General features: G+C 38.7%; 17 protein-coding genes and 2 tRNA genes. 15 read left to right on the top strand and 4 right to left on the bottom strand.

Annotated features, from left to right (window positions below):
* Nucleotides 1–136: 136 nt before the first annotated feature.
* Together trxA and uvrC are read left to right on the top strand one after the other, a co-directional pair.
* A complete protein-coding gene (gene trxA / locus MKY45_RS13345; RefSeq protein ID WP_042534434.1) occupies nt 137–451 on the top strand; it encodes a thioredoxin in 315 nt (104 codons plus the stop codon).
* 134 nt (nt 452–585) lie between these two features.
* Nucleotides 586–2,391 (top strand): excinuclease ABC subunit UvrC, encoded by a 1,806-nt coding sequence (gene uvrC, locus MKY45_RS13340; RefSeq protein ID WP_193062343.1) that lies wholly within the window; start codon nt 586–588, stop codon nt 2,389–2,391.
* Between the two features lie 34 nt (nt 2,392–2,425).
* Here the strand turns inward: uvrC and MKY45_RS13335 are convergent, their stop codons facing one another.
* On the bottom strand, nt 2,426–2,869 hold the full coding sequence (locus MKY45_RS13335) for a DUF2507 domain-containing protein (protein WP_244882405.1): 444 nt from the start codon (nt 2,867–2,869) through the stop codon (nt 2,426–2,428).
* Between the two features lie 887 nt (nt 2,870–3,756).
* On the opposite strand from MKY45_RS13335, the gene MKY45_RS13330 reads away from it, so the two are divergent.
* The 4 genes from MKY45_RS13330 (at nt 3,757) to MKY45_RS13315 (ending at nt 7,514) form a co-directional block, all read left to right on the top strand.
* Nucleotides 3,757–4,377 carry a succinate dehydrogenase cytochrome b558 subunit gene (locus tag MKY45_RS13330; protein ID WP_042534431.1) on the top strand — a complete coding sequence of 207 codons (621 nt, stop codon included), beginning with the start codon at nt 3,757–3,759 and terminating at the stop codon, nt 4,375–4,377.
* Between the two features lie 35 nt (nt 4,378–4,412).
* The gene (sdhA, locus tag MKY45_RS13325) at nt 4,413–6,161 is read left to right on the top strand and encodes a succinate dehydrogenase flavoprotein subunit (RefSeq protein ID WP_042534430.1); all 1,749 of its coding nucleotides are present in this window, start codon (nt 4,413–4,415) and stop codon (nt 6,159–6,161) included.
* A gap of 15 nt (nt 6,162–6,176) precedes the next feature.
* Nucleotides 6,177–6,941, top strand: a complete 765-nt coding sequence (gene sdhB / locus MKY45_RS13320) for a succinate dehydrogenase iron-sulfur subunit (RefSeq protein WP_042534429.1) — start codon at nt 6,177–6,179, stop codon at nt 6,939–6,941.
* A gap of 132 nt (nt 6,942–7,073) precedes the next feature.
* Nucleotides 7,074–7,514 carry an acyl-CoA thioesterase gene (locus MKY45_RS13315; RefSeq protein ID WP_042534428.1) on the top strand — a complete coding sequence of 147 codons (441 nt, stop codon included), beginning with the start codon at nt 7,074–7,076 and terminating at the stop codon, nt 7,512–7,514.
* A gap of 210 nt (nt 7,515–7,724) precedes the next feature.
* Here the strand turns inward: MKY45_RS13315 and MKY45_RS13310 are convergent, their stop codons facing one another.
* Nucleotides 7,725–8,102 carry a PH domain-containing protein gene (locus MKY45_RS13310; RefSeq protein ID WP_193062402.1) on the bottom strand — a complete coding sequence of 126 codons (378 nt, stop codon included), beginning with the start codon at nt 8,100–8,102 and terminating at the stop codon, nt 7,725–7,727.
* A 24-nt stretch (nt 8,103–8,126) separates the two neighbouring features.
* Entirely contained in the window at nt 8,127–8,516 is a 390-nt protein-coding gene (locus MKY45_RS13305) for a helix-turn-helix domain-containing protein (RefSeq protein WP_193062341.1), read from the bottom strand.
* A gap of 405 nt (nt 8,517–8,921) precedes the next feature.
* On the opposite strand from MKY45_RS13305, the gene MKY45_RS13300 reads away from it, so the two are divergent.
* Nucleotides 8,922–9,746 (top strand): Ltp family lipoprotein, encoded by an 825-nt coding sequence (locus MKY45_RS13300; protein ID WP_341173008.1) that lies wholly within the window; start codon nt 8,922–8,924, stop codon nt 9,744–9,746.
* A 361-nt stretch (nt 9,747–10,107) separates the two neighbouring features.
* Here MKY45_RS13300 and MKY45_RS13295 read toward each other — a convergent pair whose 3' ends face one another.
* The gene (locus MKY45_RS13295; RefSeq protein WP_040981732.1) at nt 10,108–10,332 is read right to left on the bottom strand and encodes a helix-turn-helix domain-containing protein; all 225 of its coding nucleotides are present in this window, start codon (nt 10,330–10,332) and stop codon (nt 10,108–10,110) included.
* 308 nt (nt 10,333–10,640) lie between these two features.
* On the opposite strand from MKY45_RS13295, the gene MKY45_RS13290 reads away from it, so the two are divergent.
* The 8 genes from MKY45_RS13290 to MKY45_RS13255 all read left to right on the top strand — a co-directional run bounded on the left by MKY45_RS13290 (nt 10,641) and on the right by MKY45_RS13255 (nt 15,736).
* A complete protein-coding gene (locus tag MKY45_RS13290) occupies nt 10,641–11,057 on the top strand; it encodes a MarR family winged helix-turn-helix transcriptional regulator (protein WP_175297093.1) in 417 nt (138 codons plus the stop codon).
* A gap of 25 nt (nt 11,058–11,082) precedes the next feature.
* Nucleotides 11,083–11,898: a glutamate racemase gene (gene racE / locus MKY45_RS13285; RefSeq protein ID WP_042534426.1), complete on the top strand. Its 816-nt coding sequence runs from the start codon at nt 11,083–11,085 to the stop codon at nt 11,896–11,898.
* Between the two features lie 272 nt (nt 11,899–12,170).
* Complete coding sequence (locus MKY45_RS13280; RefSeq protein ID WP_042534425.1) at nt 12,171–13,244, top strand: GerMN domain-containing protein; 1,074 nt, start codon at nt 12,171–12,173, stop codon at nt 13,242–13,244.
* A 169-nt stretch (nt 13,245–13,413) separates the two neighbouring features.
* Nucleotides 13,414–14,160, top strand: coding sequence for a ribonuclease PH (gene rph, locus MKY45_RS13275; RefSeq protein WP_042534424.1), 747 nt, complete (start codon nt 13,414–13,416; stop codon nt 14,158–14,160).
* Nucleotides 14,161–14,179: 19 nt separating this feature from the next.
* The gene (locus MKY45_RS13270; RefSeq protein ID WP_042534423.1) at nt 14,180–14,773 is read left to right on the top strand and encodes an XTP/dITP diphosphatase; all 594 of its coding nucleotides are present in this window, start codon (nt 14,180–14,182) and stop codon (nt 14,771–14,773) included.
* A 21-nt stretch (nt 14,774–14,794) separates the two neighbouring features.
* Entirely contained in the window at nt 14,795–15,304 is a 510-nt protein-coding gene (locus tag MKY45_RS13265; RefSeq protein WP_042534422.1) for a metallophosphoesterase, read from the top strand.
* Between the two features lie 280 nt (nt 15,305–15,584).
* A tRNA-Gly gene (locus MKY45_RS13260) sits at nt 15,585–15,658 on the top strand.
* 4 nt (nt 15,659–15,662) lie between these two features.
* Nucleotides 15,663–15,736: transfer RNA gene (locus MKY45_RS13255), tRNA-Arg, on the top strand.
* The last annotated feature ends 212 nt before the right edge of the window (nt 15,737–15,948 follow it).

The raw sequence follows: 15,948 nt of genomic DNA, 5'->3' as shown, positions 1-15,948 counted from the left end.
GAGAAATGCTGAGACACAGGCCTTTTGAAAGTAATTTTAATCAATTCAAGCAAACTATTAGGAAGTATACTTATACGATGATATACTCATACTAAGCTTATGATAAGCTGCATGATGTTTTAAGGAGGTAAAAATAATGGCAATTAAACATGTAACGGATCAAAACTTTACAGACGAGACATCAAAAGGTCTTGTACTTGCAGACTTTTGGGCTCCATGGTGTGGACCTTGTAAAATGATTGCTCCTGTTTTAGAAGAAATTGATGGAGAAATGGAAGAAAAAGTACAGATCGTCAAATTAGATGTGGATGAAAACCAGGAAACAGCTGGGAAATTTGGTGTAATGAGTATACCGACACTTCTTTTATTCAAAGATGGAGAAGTGGTAGACCAGGTTATTGGTTTCCAACCTAAAGAGGCATTAACAGATTTAATTAATAAACATGCCTGATAAAGTCACGTTTTCGTTCTGTGGTGATACCTTATCACAGAACGGATTCTTTGATTTCTATTAGAAAAAAGAGAATCCCTTTGTCATCAAGCAGATGAAAAGGGATTTTCTGATGTATAAAGGGCTGGTTATAGATGAAAGAAGCAATTGAAAAAAAGTTGGCTATTCTTCCAATGCAGCCTGGCTGTTATTTAATGAAGGATAAGCATGGGACAATTATTTATGTAGGAAAATCTAAAAAGTTAAGAAATCGCGTTCGTTCTTATTTTCGCGGGGCGAATGACAGGAAAACGCAGCGTTTAGTCCAGGATATTGCAGATTTTGAATATATGGTTACGTCATCAGAGATTGAAGCACTTATTTTAGAAATGAATTTAATAAAAAAATATGATCCTAAATATAATGTAATGCTGAAGGATGATAAATCGTATCCTTATTTGAAGATTACATCTGAGCGGCACCCGAGGTTAATTGTCACAAGACAGTTAAAAAAAGATAAAGGAAAATATTTTGGTCCTTATCCTAACGTGATTGCGGCAAGGGAAACCAAAAAGCTTTTAGACCGAATCTATCCGCTCAGGAAATGTAATAATCCTCCCGGCAGACCGTGTCTTTATTATCATATGGGGCAATGCTTAGCCTGTGGTAAAAATCCGCCTTCTAAAGAAACGTATCAGCAAATTGTTCAAGAGATAACCTCCTTTTTACATGGTGGGTTTAAGGATATTCGCAACCGTTTGACAAGAGAAATGACAGAAGCAAGTGAAGTGCTGAATTTTGAAAGAGCAAAAGAACTTCGAGACACTATCCAATACATCGATGCAACGATGGAACAGCAAAAAATGGCTGCTAATGATTTAGTGAACAGGGATGTTTTTGGTTACAGCTATGATAAAGGCTGGATGTGTGTACAGGTTTTCTTTATCCGGCAAGGAAAGCTGATAGAACGCGATGTCAGTATATTCCCATTTTATGATAATGCGGAAGAAGCAATCGTCAGTTTTATTGCACGATTTTATTTGCAGGAAAACCATCTGAAGCCAAAGCAGGTATTAGTTCCGATAGGCATTGATGATGAGATATTGGAAAAATTACTTGAAGTCAATGTCCATACACCGCTTCGTGGCAGAAAAAAAGAAATGGTAGAATTAGCTGAAAAAAATGCAAAAATCGCTTTGAACGAGAAATTTCAATTAATTGAGCAGGATGAGGAAAGAACCTACCAAGCAATGGAGGATTTAGGAGATTACTTAAATATAGAGACACCTCGCCGGATTGAAGCGTTTGATAATTCGAATATTCAAGGAACAGATCCTGTATCGGCAATGATTGTTTTTGAGGATGGAAAACCGAATAAAAAAGAATATCGCAAATATAAAATCAAAGATGTCAAGGGACCAGATGATTATGAAACCATGCGGGAAGTAATACGCAGACGTTATACAAGAGTACTTCGCGAGGAGCTTCCTTTACCTGATTTAATTATTGTTGACGGGGGAAAAGGCCAGATGACATCAGCATCAGATGTGCTGGAAAATGAACTTGGTTTAAGTATTCCGCTTGCTGGACTTGCTAAGGATGACCGGCATAAAACCAGCGAATTATTATATGGGGAACCTCCAGAGGTCATTCCGTTAAAACGCCAATCGCAGGCCTTTTATTTAGTGCAGCGGATACAGGATGAGGTGCACCGCTTTGCCATTACCTTCCACAGGCAATTAAGAGGAAAAGGATTGTTTCAATCCGAGCTTGACCGTATCCCGGGGGTTGGAGAGAAGCGGCGCAAGCTTTTATTGACGCATTTTAAATCAGTAGAAGAAATTAAAAATGCCTCTTTAGAAGATATGCGTAAAATTGGCATACCCAAAAATATAGCTACAGAGGTTATCGGACATTTAAAGAAGCAGGAAGCAGAACAAAACGATCGTGAAATCGAATAAGTTTCGCGATCGTTTTGTTCAGTTTTAAAGATTATTAATCCTGTATATAAACCGTAAATTCAACTTGTTTCAGGCGACGGTGAACAGATTCAAGGCATTCACAATCTACGTCTTCCAGCTGCTGCAGCGCCTCTGCTATTATTCCGGCTTCTAAACGGAAATCGGTCTCCATATTTGATTTTAATTTCGCAACAATTGTATCGGATAGAAGGTAAAAGGTTTTTACGTTCTTTTTATCTTTTACTAAATCCAGGGTCCCTAAACCCATTTTTTCAAAAAATAAACTTAAATCTTCCAGACTGCTGAACTCAAATTTCCGTGCCAGATTTCTGCCTAAAAAATAAAGAAGTGTATCTTTTTCTTCCCCAAAAAGCTCCGGCAGACCAATATAGCGTAAAATATCATATCCCGCGCCGTCACTATATAATTGCTCTAACTCAGTTACATCTAATTTTTGATTGCTGCCATACTTTGACACTATTTTCATCCTTTCCTTCACGTCTCGCTCGTGTTACATGTCTATGGTTATTATGTATTGTTGTCTGTTGATTAGCAAGTATAGGAACTAGATAATTTAACTTTACTTGCGTGTTCATACAGGTCTCAGCCTGAGCAGGAAAAGGGGACTCCTTCACCGCCTGTCGTCCGGTCATTCGGTTATTTTTCCTGTCAGCTATATTTCGAGATTTTTGAACACTGCCATTAAATTAATAGATTATCCAAGAGATTAACATCATCTGGAACCGCAAACGAAGTTAAATATCTCTATTATAATAACATTCTCTGCGACTTTTCTAAATCTTTTTCTTGGTTTTCGTATGGTTTTGTTTCATTTTGATGTAAAAACGGCGATTATCTTATAGAATGATGCAATAATATAATTCAATTTCTCATGTAATAGACTCAACTATAGCACCTAAGAATAAGCATATATATCTTGTTGTTTCAGGATTATCAAGTTCTTCTTTATTGTGCTTGCTTTTTAGTTAAATCTGCTTTTTTGAACTAATGATAGTGCATAGCTCCGCTCCGTCCCCATGGAAAACAAAACAGTCCGCCGCAGCGGTATTTTACACTCCACCTTCTATTCTTTGTCAAGGGTGTTTTCGAAGGAACGGCCAACTCCTGTTTCTATGGAAATGAAGTTTCTTTTTAAGGTGCGAAAGTTGAGTAATAGAGATTTTAATAAATACTTTTCATTTTCTTAAAGAAGCCGGTCGGGAATTCTTGACGCTTTACAATGTAAGAAGTACAATAATAGATGTTATTGGCTGTACTATAAAAATAAATATTTACAATTTTGTAAAGCGCTTTATTTTTATAGTATACATATTATAGGGATTACGTTTCAAAAGGGGGGTAAACATGGCAGAACAACGTGAGTTCTTCTTTAGAAGACTACATTCGCTGCTGGGAGTTGTGCCGATTGGTATTTTCCTAGTACAACATTTATTTATCAATCATCTTGCTGTGTATGGAGAAGAAGTATTTAATACAGCAGCTGGTATTATGCACGAATTACCATTTGTATTGCTGCTGGAGACATTAGTAATCTATCTACCAATTTTGTTCCATGCGATTCTGGGTGTTTATATTGTTTTTACATCTAGATACAGTACACGACGTTATGGATTCTTCCGTAACTGGATGTTCGCACTACAGCGGGTTACTGGAATTATCCTTGTTATCTTCATTGCATGGCACGTATTTGAAACACGCGTTCAGCTTGCTTTAGGAAATGTGGATATCAACTATAGCTTGATGGAAGGCATCCTTTCCAGCACGCCGATGTTTTGGTTCTATGTGGTAGGGGTTCTTTCGGCTGTATTCCACTTCGCAAATGGATTGTGGAGCTTCATGGTAACATGGGGTATTACACAAACACCGAAATCACAGCGCATTTCTACGTATGTGTGTCTGATTGTATTTTTAGCAGTCGGCTATCTAGGTATAAGATCATTACTTGCATTCGCATATGGTGTATAAATAGTAATGGAATGAAAGAAGGAGTGAGCTAACGAATGAGTAAAAAAGTTGCTGTAGTCGGCGGCGGTCTGGCCGGTTTGATGGCTACGATCAAAGCCGCTGAAGCAGGAGTAAATGTAGATTTATTTTCTATCGTACCTGTAAAACGTTCTCACTCTGTATGTGCACAGGGCGGTATCAATGGAGCTGTTAATACAAAGGGAGAAGGGGATTCTCCAGATTTGCATTTTGATGATACAGTTTACGGCGGAGACTTTCTCGCCAATCAGCCGCAGGTAAAAGCAATGTGTGATGCTGCACCAGGTATTATACATATGTTTGACCGTATGGGAGTCATGTTTAACCGTACGCCGGAAGGGCTATTAGATTTCCGACGTTTTGGCGGTACGCAGATGCACCGTACAGCATATGCAGGGGCAACGACAGGACAACAATTATTATATGCATTAGATGAGCAGGTTCGCCGTTATGAGGTGGAAGGACTGGTCACTAAATTTGAAGGCTGGGAATTCCTTGAAGCGGTTATTGATGAAAACGGTGTAGGAAAAGGAATTGTGGCTCAAGATGTGAAAACACATGAAATTAGAGCATTTCGTTCAGATGCAACCATCTTTGCAACTGGAGGACCTGGTATCATTTTCGGGAAATCAACAAATTCCATGATCAATACAGGCTCTGCAGCAAGTAAGCTTTATTTGCAAGGTGCAAAATATGCAAATGGAGAATTTATCCAAATCCATCCGACTGCTATTCCGGGAGATGATAAACTAAGATTAATGAGTGAATCAGCTCGTGGGGAAGGCGGACGAGTTTGGACGTATAAAGATGGAGAACCTTGGTACTTCCTTGAAGAAAAATATCCGGCATATGGTAACCTTGTTCCTCGTGATATCGCAACACGTGAAATTTTTGATGTTTGCGTAAACCAAAAACTTGGTATCAATGGGGAAAACATGGTTTACCTTGATTTATCGCATAAAGATCCAAAAGAGCTTGATGTAAAACTCGGCGGAATTATTGAGATTTATGAGAAATTTGTCGGTGAAGATCCTCGTAAAGTGCCGATGAAAATCTTCCCTGCAGTTCACTATTCCATGGGTGGATTATGGGTTGATGAGAAGCAAATGACAAGCATTCCTGGAATTTTTGCTGCTGGTGAATGTGATTATTCACAGCATGGCGGAAATCGCCTGGGTGCGAATTCCCTGTTATCCGCAATCTATGGCGGTATGGTGGCAGGTCCAAATGCTATTGAATATATTGATGGGCTGGAGGAGCATGTGGAAGAGCTTCCGGATGAACTCTATCAATCTCGTGAAGAAGCAGAACAAAGCGATTTTGAAAAGCTGATGAATATGCAGGGAACAGAAAATGCATATCAAATCCATAAAGAGCTTGGAGACTGGATGACAGATAACGTAACAGTGGTACGTGAAAATGAAAAGCTGTTAAAAACGGATGAGAAAATCGTCGAATTGATGGAGCGCTGGGAAAATATCAATATTAATGATACGACCCGCTGGAGCAACCAAGGAGTTATGTTCACCCGTCAATTAAAGCATATGCTTCAATTAGCACGAGTGATTACCATTGGTGCATATAACCGGAACGAAAGCCGCGGAGCACATTATAAACCGGAGTTTCCGGAAAGAAATGATGAGGAATGGTTAAAAACAACTGTTGCTGAATACAATGCGGAAAAGAATGAGCCTGTATTTAGTTATGAAGATGTAGATATTTCCTTGATTCCCCCTCGGAAACGAGATTATACAACAAAACATTAGAAAGGAGTAAACGAAATGGCTGAACAAAGTAAAGTTACCTTTATTATAACTAGACAAGACGGTCCGGACGCTGCTCCTTATGAGGAAACGTTTGAGATACCTTATAGACAGAATATGAATGTTATTTCTGCTTTAATGGAAATCCGAAAAAATCCTGTAAACAGCAAAGGAGAGCAAACCACACCAGTCATGTGGGACATGAACTGCTTAGAGGAGGTTTGCGGCGCTTGTTCAATGGTTATTAATGGAACAGCAAGGCAGTCCTGTGCGGCATTGGTTGATCAGCTGGAGCAGCCTATCCGTTTAGAGCCGATGGCCACATTCGATGTTGTCCGTGACCTTATCGTCGACCGTGATCGCATGTTTGAAGCTTTAAAACAAGTAAAAGCATGGATTCCAATCGACGGTACGCATGATTTAGGTCCTGGACCGCGCATGCCGGAGAATAAACGCCAATGGGCATATGAGCTGTCTAAATGTATGACATGCGGTGTTTGTCTGGAAGCTTGTCCGAACGTAAATGACAGTTCCAATTTCATTGGTCCTGCTGCTATTTCCCAAGCACGTTTATTTAACGCGCATCCAACTGGTGAAATGAATGCCAGTGACCGTTTAAACGGTTTAATGGAAGACGGCGGAATTGACGGCTGCGGAAATTCTCAAAACTGTGTACAAGTTTGTCCAAAAGGAATTCCTCTGACAACTTCTATCGCAGCAATGAACCGCGCGACCAATATCCAAGCATTTAAAAACTTCTTTGGAAGCGACACAGCACTTTAATAGGTGATGGATAACAAGCGAAAAACCCTAACCACTAATCCGGTCAGGGTTTTTCTTCAACTGAAAATGAAAACGTTTTAATTAAAAGATAGAGATTGATATAAAATTGTACAAGAGAGAGGAAAAAGTTGTATGCCCCGTATTCCTTATATTGAAGATTTTTCGGCATGGGAGAAAGATTTTTCTTTCTATATCCCTATATCTGTCCGATTTTCTGAAACAGATATGTATGGTCATGTGAATAATGTTTCCCCATTTATTTATTTTGAAGAAGCGCGTATTGCCTATTTAAACAGTATCGGTTTTTTATCAAAGGATATGCGTCAAAAAGACGGAATTATTGTTGCTGATTTGCAATGTAATTATCTGAAGGAGCTCTATTTTGGCGATGATATTCGTGTTTATGTAAAAACAGCATCTGTCGGCAATACTTCTTTTGATATTCACTATAAGGTGATGAGAGAAGAGGAGGCCATCCTGACAGCTCGAGGAAGGCTAGTTTATATTGATACAGAAAAGAAAGCCCCAAAAAAGCTGTCTGATGCATTAAAGCAGAAGCTGCTGGAGACATGATCTATATTAATCGCGTTCAAACTAGATGGACACGAAGAGAATGAATAGCCAGGCTGAACGTCTAAATAGAAAAAGCTGGATGGATGATAGTTTTTTATCGTCCATCCAGCTTGCGCATTATTTAGCTCTTCTGTTTTCGCTGCTTTCAAAGAGCTTTCTTAGTTTTTAATTCCTTTCTTCTAGTTAGTAGCTAATTTTTTCTAAATGAATTTAAACTACTACTGAAGCAAGAACTTTTTGAATATCATAAATATTAGTGTCTTTCTTAAATGTTTTAGAAACAAGCGGATTGACTCCGCCTGAAATCCATATTTTAAGTTCCGCATCCATATCAAAATGTCCGGCAGTCTCCACGCTGAAATGGGAGATGCTTTTATACAGTATGGAATGATATTCTGTTTTCTTGCCGGTTAAACCTTGTTTGTCAACCAAAATCAGACGTTTATTGGTGAAAATAAATAAATCACGAATAACTTTAAAAGCTGCGCTTACTTCTTCCCCTTCAATAAATAATTGCTCGTATTCTTTCATGATTTCCTTTTCATCTACGTTTGAAGCATTTCCCATTAAACCATCTAAAATTCCCATCATTTCGTCCCCCAGTTTTATAGTTTATTTATTATACTTTTGTTTCTTCATAGCCATATCTGTAATGTATGTAAAATATTTCTCTAATTCTTTCATTTCATCCGGGCCCATTGCCTCCCATCGATCAATCTCGTGGAATCTCGAACACTCCACCCTATATTCTTTAATCAAACGACTGATTTCCGAGATTGGATTGAATTCATTTTCTAAATTTCTATTATCTGTCCTGCCTAGCAGGTAGTCCACACTTACTTCGAAATAGTCAGCTAATTTAACTACTAAATTATAATCTGGTGTTCTTGTTCCTTTTTCATAAGCAGTATATGCAGGGCGAGTGACACCAATAATAATTGATATTTCTTGTTGGGTATTTTTCTTTTCATTCCTTAATGCTGCTAATCTTTGATTAAGCATTTATTTTTATCCTCCCTATAACTATATTTTACAGTAACAATGTGTTACTTGAAATGGAATGTAACAAATAGCGACTATTCATATAAAAATCTATAATCAATTGTAACCTTAATAAGGGAGACGTGAAAAACTAAAAAAGTCAAAATACATTTCTTGAAAGCCTGTAGCAGCAAATTTAGATGTTGGATAGGAATAGAAAAGAAATGGTTTAATAAATAGGTGAGATATTCTCTGGAGCTAAAGAAAAATGAAAAAGAAATGCAGAATAAGGAAAGGATATTCCTATTCATATGTAATTTAATTAATTTAAGAAAATTTTTTAGTTATAAAAAAGATAAATACTATCTATTACTATTTGATTATATATGGTAAAATTTACTTATTACATATACAGGGGTGATCAATATGTCAAAAGAAAGAAAGCGTGTTTTGAAAAAATGGCAGTTTTTTCTAATCGCGATAATCGCAGCCGCAGCAATTTTAAGCGGTTGCGGGGATGAAGGAGAGGCAGCAGAAGAACCGGATCAAGATGAAATGAATAATGAGGAGGAGACTAAAGAAGCAGAGGAAGAAGCTGCCGAGGAGGAAGAGTCTGAAGAAGCAGAAGAACTTGCTGAAGCGGAGGAGCTTGAAGAAACGGAAGAAATAGAGGAAGAAACGGTTGAAGCGGAGGAGCCTGAAGAAGCAGAGGAGAATCCGGCTGAAGTGGAGGAATCCGAAGAGGCAGAAGAGGATCTGGCTGAAGTGATAGAACCGGAAGAAGTTGAAGAAGAACTTGTTGAAGAGGAAGCATCTGGAGAAAGCTTCTCTCAACAAAATGCAGTGAGCGCAGCTGGCGATTATTTAAATTTTACAGCTTTTTCAGAAAGCGGTTTGATAGAACAACTGGAATTTGAAGGATTTACAAATGAAGAAGCTGTTTATGCAGTCAATCAATTGGATGCAGATTGGCAAGAACAAGCAGTTTTATCGGCAGAGGATTATATAGCATTTACTAGCTTTTCAGAAAGCGGCTTGGTAGAACAGCTGGAATTTGAAGGATTCAGCAATGAACATGCGGTGAATGCAGTCAGTCAATTAGATGTAAATTGGCAGGAGCAAGCAGTATTAACAGCAGAAGATTATTTGTCTTATTCCAGTTTTTCCAAAAGCGGCTTGAATGATCAGCTCGTGTTTGAAGGGTTCAGCAATGAGCATGCTACGTATGCTGCAGAGCAAGTAGGCTTTTAAAAAGATAAATAGTATAAAAGTCACCCTGAAAATAGGGTGGCTTTTTCTTATATAAAATCTGAAGGGGCAGATTTATTATGCGGCGAGCATTTGATTGTTAAACCTTTCATTACTTTTAAAAATAAAAAGTCTGAGCTCTTTTTTCAAAGCTCAGACTAAAAAGCACCTTCATATAGCCTTAGTTTATACCTGTAAGGAATGACGATAAAGTATACGATTGTATGGTGAGTCCTGCCTTAGCATCTCACCACTGAATGCATGTATTGATTTGAGTTCAAAACAAAAATAGAATAAAAAAGAAAATAAATGTATTTTGATCTCGAACGACATGCTGGTGTATCATTTTTTCTTTTTTGTGTGTTTACAGTTTTAATTCGCCCATGCGAAGCAATTCAACAACAGCCTGTGAACGGCCTTTTACCCCCAGTTTTTGCATCGCGTTTGAAATGTGGTTCCTCACAGTTTTTTCTGAGATGAATAGCTCTTGGGCAATCTCTTTTGTTGTTTTATCTTGTACCAATAGTTCAAACACTTCTTTCTCGCGTTTGGTCAGCAGCTGCTTCGGTTTATACCCATTATCCTTCAAATGTTACCCCCTCCTTGCTTTATAGAACTGCATCATGAAGGGAAATTATTTAGTCGATATAGCTTATGAAGGCTGAAACAAAAGAGTGCGTACATTTTTAAAGGTATTTGCCTTGGACGGCTTTAAAAAAGTTTTCAAGAAGCGATTTTTAGTTTACTATGTAATACAAGCAGCAAGAAAATGACTTCATAACCATTGCTATTTAATTAGTGTTAAAATACCAGGAGCAATTCTTACTTTTAGGGGGTATCAATGTGGAAAAAAATAAAGAATTGGAAAAGAATAAAGATGTAGAAGCAGTGAATAAAATGGAAAAACAATTAAGGTATATTTCTGGCATGATTAAACAAAATGGCAGGAAAATATTACATCATTATCCGATTACTTCGCCGCAGTTTATTGCCTTGCAGTGGCTGCTGGAAGAAGGAGATTTGACCGTTGGCGAATTGTCGAACCGTATTAGCCATGCATTTAGTACGACGACAGACTTAGTTGACCGTTTAGAGAAAAATGAATTAGTAGAGCGTGTCCGCGATACAAATGACCGGCGCGTGGTGCGCATCCATCTTCTGGAAAAAGGGAAGCATATTATTGAAGAAGTAATCCAAAAACGTCAGGAATATTTGCAGGATGTTTTATCTTCATTTTCAGATGAGCAGAAAGAAACGTTGAATGATTTGTTAGGCTTTTTGCATGATGAAATGAAGCAAGTTAATGAGAAGTAGCAATAGCAAAAAGGGAGAGAGCGCTTTGGAACAGCCAATTGGTGTAATAGATTCAGGAGTGGGCGGGTTAACGGTTGTTCATGAACTAATGAGACAGCTGCCTAAAGAGCCGCTTATTTACTTAGGAGATACAGAAAGATGCCCATACGGACCGAGAACGAAAGAAGAGGTAAAACAATTCACATGGGAAATGGTCCGTTTTTTACTTAAAAAAAATATAAAAATGCTTGTGATTGCTTGTAATACGGCAACCGCATTTACAATAGAAGAGTTACAAGAAAAATTGGATATTCCGGTTATTGGCGTTATCAAGCCTGGCGCGAGGGCTGCAATCAAATCTACGGAGAATAATTATATCGGTGTAATTGGAACAGAAGGAACGGTGCAGAGCGGTGCATATAGTTATGCACTACGTCAAATCAAGTCTGATATTGAGGTTATTTCTTTAGCTTGCCCTGCTTTTGTTCCGATGGTGGAAAAAGGGATCCTGGACGGGCCGGAAGCAAAACAAGTAGTGGAAACAACCCTGGTGCCTATTTTAGAGCATGATCAAATGGATACATTGATTTTAGGCTGTACGCATTATCCACTATTAAAGGATACTATTCAAGCGGTGGCAGGAGAGAAAATTACTGTTATTTCTTCCAGTGAAGAAACGGCAAGAGAGACGAGTACAACATTAGATATTCATCAAATTGCGAATGGCGATGACCCGATGCCGCCCCATGAATTTTATGCGACAGGAGATTTGAATATTTTTATCGAAATCACACAGAAGATTTTTAAAGATAGTAATTTTGGTGTGCTGACAATTAAACATGCAGATTTGCGTCATGTTTAATCTCAGTAGCTTTAACTCCTATGCAGATGAGAGTGAATCTTTGCATAGGAGTTTTTTCTCACAGCTGCATATTAACCTGACAACATTGCTGCGATTATTCGCTCCATCGTAAAGAGCCATGCGTCGAAACCTCCACTGATTAAAGTTTCAGTTTATGTGGTCTTTTTTCAGATATAAAATGAAACTTCCTTTATAAACTATCTAAATCATGGTCTATTTCTCGGGGTGGGCTCGTATGATTAATAGTACAAACCATCTTGGGAGGTAGTTGCATGAGTAAAATGATAATCCGATTAATCGTGGCTTTTGGAATATTAGTCTTGTTGGCAGGATGTTTTAAAGGAGAACAGTCATCAAAAGAGGTGGATCCTCCGCAAAATGCAGAAGCAGTAAATGGGGAAGAAACAGCAGATGATGAAGCAGCAAACGAGGAAGATGCTGCAGCTCCTCCTGAGGAAGCAGAAGATACGGTTTCTAGAGAGTTGTATTTAATTGATTCAAACGGGATGGTTGCCTCACAAATGATTGAGCTTCCAATTCCTGAAACAAATCAAGTGGCGCAGCAAGTTATTGAATATATGGTTAAAGGCGGTCCAATCACTCCAATGCTGCCAAACGGCTTCCAAGCTGTGCTTCCGGAGGATACAGAGGTCCTTGGCATTGATCTTCAAGAAGACGGTACAATTGTCGTAGATTTATCCGGAGAATTTTCCGATTATGAAGCAGCATCTGAGCTTCCTATTTTAGAAGCTGTTACACACACGCTGACACAATTTGAGAATGTTAATAAGGTCAAGCTTCGGGTGGATGGAGTCGATTTAAAGGAAATGCCAGTAAATGGTACACCGATCAATAATGGCTATACACGGGCAAAGGGAATCAATTTGACCAATAATGATACATTAGACTATTTTAACAGTAGTCCAGTTACCATGTTTTATCCGGTAGAACAGGAAAATAACCGTTATTATGTTCCTGTTACACAATATGTCGAGATGGATGATGAAAATGATTTAACAGGCGTTGTGAATGAACTGGTAGACGGTCCAGGCTATCAAAATCATGTTGTGAATGTTTTTAGCCCGGAAGCAGCCTTGACAGCAGATCCGGTTATAGAGGAAGGAGTTGTCCATCTGACATTTAATGAAGGTATCCTGATGGATTCCGAGCAAAATATTATCTCAGATGAAGTGATGGAGACTATGGTCAGAACGTTAACGCAGCGGCCAAACATCGATGCGGTAAATGTTCAGGTTGAAAATGTGGATGAAGTATTTAATGAAAATGGAGAGCCTTATTCTGCACCGGTGTCAGCAGATATATATACACCAAGTGAAGAATTATAAAAGGATTGCAATGTGCGATGAAGCATCTGGAGAGCAGTTTACCTGTTCTTGAGGTGCTTTTTTCTTTGAACGGATAATTTGAAGATACATACTTCTTTTAACAGCATTCTCATGTTTCTTTTTTCGAAAATATGATAAGCTATGTAATGTGAAATAAGGAGGAAAATAGATGGAAAGACAGGATAATCGAAAACCAAATGAATTGCGGCCGATAAAAATAACACCGGGCTATATTACACATCCGGAGGGGTCTGTATTAATTGAAATGGGCCAGACAAAGGTTATTTGTAATGCGAGTATTGAAGATAGAGTGCCGCCATTTATGAGAGGCCAGGGAAAAGGATGGATTACAGCGGAATATGCAATGCTGCCGCGTGCAACAGAGCAGCGTAATATTCGTGAATCTTCTAAAGGAAAAGTGAGCGGCAGAACGATGGAGATTCAACGTTTGATTGGACGAGCACTACGTTCAGTTGTAGACCTTTCCAAAATCGGGGAACGGACCATCTGGATTGATTGTGATGTTATTCAAGCGGATGGCGGAACTAGAACAGCTTCCATTACAGGTGCTTATGTCGCTATGGCAATTGCACTTCATCAGCTTGTTGAAAAGAAAGTGCTGAAGGAGCTTCCTTTAACTGATTTCTTAGCGGCAATTTCAGTTGGTGTATTGCCTGAGGGATGTGAGGTACTTGATCTGAATTATCAGGAAGACAGTACAGCGGATGTCGATATGAATATTGTGATGACTGGTAAAGGGGAATTTGTAGAACTGCAGGGAACTGGAGAAGAAGCTACATTTAGTCCAAAGCAATTACAAGCGATGCTCGGTTTAGGTGAGCAAGGTATTCAGGAATTGATCAGCCAGCAGAAAGAAACGCTTGGCTCTATTGCAGATTTGGTTAACCAAGACTGATTTCATTGGGGGAGATACCATGAAGAAGATTATTATTGCAACAAAAAATAAAGGAAAAGTAAAAGAATTTAGAGATTTCTTTGCTCCTCATCATATTGAGGTAGTTTCCCTGCTTGATTTAGACGAGGACATTCCAGATATTGAGGAGACAGGGGAGAGCTTTGTAGAAAATGCAGCTATCAAAGCGGAGCAAATTTCTAATCGTTTCCAAAAGACAGTGCTGGCTGATGATTCAGGGCTGGTTATTGACAGTTTAGAAGGAAGACCCGGAGTGTATTCCGCCCGTTATGCCGGCGAACCGACAGATGATCAAGCGAATATTGATAAGGTTCTGGAGGAAATGAAGGAAATTCCTGAAGGCGAACGCGGAGCCCGCTTTGTCTGTGTCTTAGCAATTGCTCAGCCTGGTCAGGAGCCGTTGTTTGTAACTGGGTATTGTGAAGGTCATATTCAAACGGAACAGAGTGGAGAAAATGGTTTCGGCTACGATCCTATTTTTGTACCGGAGGGTTATGAAAAAACAATGGCAGAGCTGGATCCGGCTGAAAAAAATCAAATCAGCCATCGGAAAATAGCGATGAATCAATTGGAACAAAATATACATTTGCTCTAAGGAATAAAGAGGAGGAGTATAATGACAAGCGTACTGATTACAAGTGACAGTCACGGGTTGACGAAAGAACTGGAAGAAATGACGGAAAAGCATGCTGCAGATTTATACATCCATTGCGGTGATTCGGAGCTGGATTTTGATGCGGCAGAGTTGAGCGCTTTTTATAAAGTTGGAGGAAATTGTGATTTTGATTCGCTTTATCCAGAACAAGAAATGTTAGATTTAAATGGTCTTCGTTTCTTTGTAACGCATGGTCATCTTCACCAAGTGAAAGGAAGCTTGACCAACCTATCCTATGCAGCAGAAGAGTATGCTGCAAATGTCGTATGCTTTGGTCATACCCATATTGCCGGTGCTCAAAAAATGGGGAATCAATTATTTATCAATCCAGGGAGTATTCGTATGCCTAGAAATCGTGTGGAAAAAACATACGCTGTTTTAAGCTGGGAAAATACAGATGAAGTGCAGGTAGACTTCTACACTTTAAAAGATGGAAAAATAGAAGATATGAGCTATCGTACTTCTTTGTAAAACGAAACTTCATACATTGATAATGTTATGGACGACTCTCCGTGATAAATAAGATAAAAGCAGTTCATATTTTTCTGAAAAGAGAATGTGAACTGCTTTTATTGCTTTCACTAGAGAATTTTCAAGCTGTTTTTCCCTTGTGTACCGAGGGTTTTCGTCATTTTTATGAAGCCGAGAAATAAAAATTAAAAATCTGTTGACAAAAACTTCTATCCCACATATAATATTACTTGTCCGTTAAAAACGGTGCACATCATTTCATACATAAAACACGGTAATTGCGGGTGTAGTTTAATGGTAAAACCTCAGCCTTCCAAGCTGATGACGAGGGTTCGATTCCCTTCACCCGCTCCATCATGTCCCAGTAGCTCAGCAGGATAGAGCAACAGCCTTCTAAGCTGTGGGTCGCAGGTTCGAATCCTGCCTGGGACGTAAACAGTTTAAAAAGCTCAAAACCTCAATTAATAAGGTTTTGAGCTTTTTTGGTTTCTAGAAAAAGATAATTGGCTCTATATTAAAAACTGGGCTTGCAGGGATATGAATAAATTCAGTTAAGAAAGAAACTAGCTGACGTTATTTTTCGGGTGCAGCAGCTTACATCTATATCACGAATGATTTATAATGCATAGATTTTGATGAAGTGC

Source organism: Oceanobacillus sp. FSL K6-0251, from assembly GCF_038004725.1.
Taxonomy (GTDB): Bacteria; Bacillota; Bacilli; order Bacillales; family Amphibacillaceae; genus Oceanobacillus; species Oceanobacillus oncorhynchi.
Note: the sequence above shows the minus strand (reverse complement) of the source record. Positions and strands in the feature narration are given on the sequence as shown.

What these genes read in the sequence shown, in the direction of transcription:
- trxA (WP_042534434.1), top strand. Translation starts at nt 137, where the DNA reads ATGGCAATTAAACATGTAACGGATCAAAACTTTACAGACGAGACATCA.
- uvrC (WP_193062343.1), top strand. Translation starts at nt 586, where the DNA reads ATGAAAGAAGCAATTGAAAAAAAGTTGGCTATTCTTCCAATGCAGCCT.
- MKY45_RS13330 (WP_042534431.1), top strand. Translation starts at nt 3,757, where the DNA reads ATGGCAGAACAACGTGAGTTCTTCTTTAGAAGACTACATTCGCTGCTG.
- sdhA (WP_042534430.1), top strand. Translation starts at nt 4,413, where the DNA reads ATGAGTAAAAAAGTTGCTGTAGTCGGCGGCGGTCTGGCCGGTTTGATG.
- sdhB (WP_042534429.1), top strand. Translation starts at nt 6,177, where the DNA reads ATGGCTGAACAAAGTAAAGTTACCTTTATTATAACTAGACAAGACGGT.
- MKY45_RS13315 (WP_042534428.1), top strand. Translation starts at nt 7,074, where the DNA reads ATGCCCCGTATTCCTTATATTGAAGATTTTTCGGCATGGGAGAAAGAT.
- MKY45_RS13310 (WP_193062402.1), bottom strand. Translation starts at nt 8,102, where the DNA reads ATGGGAATTTTAGATGGTTTAATGGGAAATGCTTCAAACGTAGATGAA.
- MKY45_RS13305 (WP_193062341.1), bottom strand. Translation starts at nt 8,516, where the DNA reads ATGCTTAATCAAAGATTAGCAGCATTAAGGAATGAAAAGAAAAATACC.
- MKY45_RS13300 (WP_341173008.1), top strand. Translation starts at nt 8,922, where the DNA reads ATGTCAAAAGAAAGAAAGCGTGTTTTGAAAAAATGGCAGTTTTTTCTA.
- MKY45_RS13290 (WP_175297093.1), top strand. Translation starts at nt 10,641, where the DNA reads ATGGAAAAACAATTAAGGTATATTTCTGGCATGATTAAACAAAATGGC.
- MKY45_RS13280 (WP_042534425.1), top strand. Translation starts at nt 12,171, where the DNA reads ATGAGTAAAATGATAATCCGATTAATCGTGGCTTTTGGAATATTAGTC.
- rph (WP_042534424.1), top strand. Translation starts at nt 13,414, where the DNA reads ATGGAAAGACAGGATAATCGAAAACCAAATGAATTGCGGCCGATAAAA.
- MKY45_RS13270 (WP_042534423.1), top strand. Translation starts at nt 14,180, where the DNA reads ATGAAGAAGATTATTATTGCAACAAAAAATAAAGGAAAAGTAAAAGAA.
- MKY45_RS13265 (WP_042534422.1), top strand. Translation starts at nt 14,795, where the DNA reads ATGACAAGCGTACTGATTACAAGTGACAGTCACGGGTTGACGAAAGAA.